Raw genomic sequence first — 3,094 nt, 5'->3', positions numbered from 1 at the left:
TCGTTACATTGTCAGACTCGCTGCTTTATTCAGAGTCTTAGGGTCATCTAGTGATACAGATGGTTCACTCTTATCGCGGTGAACAGCGCTTCATACGACCTCAGGTCGCACGGACAGAAACAAGCTAGAGCTTGAGCTCTGAAAGTAATAATTATCATTAGGGAAAGTATGGCAATCAGACAAACGGTGAGCTCTAAATGAAGCACGCTGTAGGCGGCTCCATGATTTGCTTGATAGTTTTCGTCTACAAATACGATAATATTTAAGACTGATTTCCAAGTTTATAGCCATAATCTCCAACAAGGGATGAAAATAGTTCAAGTATCTCTATTTTAGATCTTCCTGCACCAGCAATTTTCATAAGCTCATCGAAATTAATCTCTATATATTTATTCAATCTAGGATTTAGCAATATTCCTGACTTCCACTCCTCTAAACCACCTTCTATAGAGGATGAAAAACTTAATAACCAGTATATTAAGATTTGCCTGTAATCTGATGATGAGAAGTTTCTACTAGTACATTTAACTTCTATCAATGTAGTACCAACTGAAAAATCACCATGCCCTTGTGAAATCCATTGGTATCCGGGTATTACAGGTGATTGAATGGCTTTTATATTTTGGCTTTTACTTTCAATAAACCTAATTGATTTCACTAGATTGCTTGCTGTTTTACTCGCAATAGACAAATCATATTCGGTTAACTTTTCAGGCAGGTCTGCATCAAAATATTTAGACTGTCTATTCAGAGCTAAGTTTAAGCATTGGTTCCAATCTTCAGTCTTATCTTCAAGTATCTGCTCTGCTCGAACGTAGGCAACTTCAAATAGCATAGCTGCATTAGTAGTCATTTTAGCAATCAGACTTTCCTCTAAATAGGTACAACCTGGGATTGGCTGGGCCTCTCTATTTAAATGAGAAACTATTGCTGGTAACAACTGAGGAAATAGTAGGTCACATATGCCAGGAATGTCCCTAGCTACAGTTCTTGGGTCTTTAACTGGTAATCTAAAAAATCTCATTTTCTCACCATATCCTCGACCCATGACACATACGAACCGCTAAATGACGGCTTATCTTTCAATTCGATACCTAATGCCCACGAACGGTGAATTACGTTTTTAACTTGTAACCTAAAGTGCTTGCCTTCATCTCCGAATTCAAATGAAGTAAGCCATAACATTCTCTGAACTTCAGGTGTTAGATTTGACCATTTATTTCTAGCATGGATAAATGAAGGTCTATCTTTCCAACTTCTGATGCACTCTAGGCATGCTCTCTTGATCGTTTCAGAAGTGCTGTCTTGTAGTTTCTGATGCACATATGTAGCACGTGTATTAGTTCTTGAAAGTCTTAGCGCGCGCAAATAGTGCAGACAATTCGCTTCAGGTAATAACAAATGCTCAGAATGAGAGATTATGTTATCCAGTAAATTGTCAAGAAGTACATATATCCCTGAGTATTTTTCATCTGCTCTAAGTGAAATAACACCTTTAATAATTGTTGACCAAGACCCTCTAAAAGAATGAAGATTTTCAGGAGAAAGTAATGTTTTGCACAGTTGGAGTGCTAATGCTGGATCATGCAGCTTTAATGTTCTACTTATTTGATTTATTAAAAATGTATCAGGTTGGCTTTTGTGGATTTCTAAATCAAGTAATGTTTGTACATTGAGCTGCTCTACAGTATCTGCAAGTTCATCATAATCAGAATGAGCGTTGTCAGAATATGGATCGAAGTGCAAATCAATTTTCTTTAACTTGCTCGCATTATCGTCATCAGTAAATAACTGTGAATGAACAAAGTTTTCATAATGTTGGCCTTTAAGTATTGTTGTTTTCGACCTATTGAGTGAAAGCCCGTAATCTGCCAATGCGTTTGAGAGAATTGATATCGCTTTATAGGCTTCAGCTTGGCTATCAGCTATTAGTGTAAAATCATCGACATATCTATGCCACGTAATATTAGATAACGTAAGTAATTGGTCTATAGAAGTCATTAGTAGCTCAGCGAGTACTCTTGAACATTGCCCTCCGACAGGAAAACCAAAAGATCGACCTGAAGATATTTGGCTCAGAAGCCTGTCCACCTGTGTAGAAACGGTTGAATTATCACCAAACAAATCGTTAATACAGTTCTCGATCCTATGATGATAGATATGCTCATAGAAACTAGAAATATCAGTTTGTACGACTACAGCACCTTTACTTTTCAATGCAGGATCTTTGATAGTCGCTTCTTTATAAGCTCGCCATGATCTATCTCTATCAAAAAAGCCTGGCCCCATATCATCAAAGCGATATGAATGTGCATTTGGGCTTCTGTTTTGTTCGTTTTTTTCTGCAATAGCTATGGCTATGCCATTAAGGTAAACATTCCAGAAAGGATGTATTTTTGTAGATATCCTAAAACCACTTGAACCTGTTGGAGATAACAGCCTCTCTTTAAATATTTGGATTGAGTTGAGAGTGTTCTTAGCGTTTTTTTTCCCATCTTTTTCCAAACGTTCAAAAAAATCAAATGCTATTTGCGCCAACTTATCTTTTGTAGCTGATAAAAAAACCGTTTCAATATCAAATGGTAACATATCATTGTCGCCATGAGCCCCTATATCATCTATGGCTCTCTTGAAATGATCAACGTTAACTGAATTCATATAATTCCCTTTATGCTTGATGCCAGCCAGTGCTGGCAAAGAAAAGTAACATTGTATAGTTTGCATCCGCGTACCTTTGGCAAAACGCGAATGCACATTTAATAAACCTATTATTTAAGTATTACTAAAGTAAAGCTATTGATTTATAAGCACTCTACCAGAGCGATACTGAATAAACGAGCAAGGATACTTGAAAAGTGAGCATTGATATTTACGTCTTGTCTAAAGTAATCAGTAACTGTCATTTATCGATTAGTAAAAGTAGGTCAATTTGTTTGTTACTTATCTGTGCTGCTTATCGCCTGTAACTCGCAATGGTCGGATAAGCGGCACCTGTTACCAAGTGCCGCTCTCCTAAGAACCGTACGTGCAACTTTCACTGCATACGGCTCAAGCCTCCACTAAGGCGTACTATGTTACCCGGTAACCATACGGG

The 3,094-nt window shown here is 37.5% G+C and carries 2 protein-coding genes; both read right to left on the bottom strand.

The genetic code is table 11. The features are described from left to right. Positions 1-262 precede the first annotated feature (262 nt). Positions 263-1,024 carry a hypothetical protein gene (locus tag FN961_RS25565; protein WP_144042961.1) on the bottom strand — a complete coding sequence of 254 codons (762 nt, stop codon included), beginning with the start codon at positions 1,022-1,024 and terminating at the stop codon, positions 263-265. Then, positions 1,021-2,724 (bottom strand): RNA-directed DNA polymerase, encoded by a 1,704-nt coding sequence (locus tag FN961_RS25560; RefSeq protein WP_221936155.1) that lies wholly within the window; start codon positions 2,722-2,724, stop codon positions 1,021-1,023. Before FN961_RS25560 ends, FN961_RS25565 begins: the two co-directional genes overlap by 4 nt. Positions 2,725-3,094 lie beyond the last annotated feature (370 nt).

The sequence above is a fragment of the Shewanella hanedai genome, assembly GCF_007197645.1.
Classification (GTDB): domain Bacteria; phylum Pseudomonadota; class Gammaproteobacteria; order Enterobacterales; family Shewanellaceae; genus Shewanella; species Shewanella hanedai.
Note: the sequence above shows the minus strand (reverse complement) of the source record. Positions and strands in the feature narration are given on the sequence as shown.

Bases quoted from the DNA above. Each gene is read 5' to 3' on its own strand.
- FN961_RS25565 (WP_144042961.1), bottom strand. From the start codon at position 1,024: ATGAGATTTTTTAGATTACCAGTTAAAGACCCAAGAACTGTAGCTAGG.
- FN961_RS25560 (WP_221936155.1), bottom strand. From the start codon at position 2,724: ATGCAAACTATACAATGTTACTTTTCTTTGCCAGCACTGGCTGGCATC.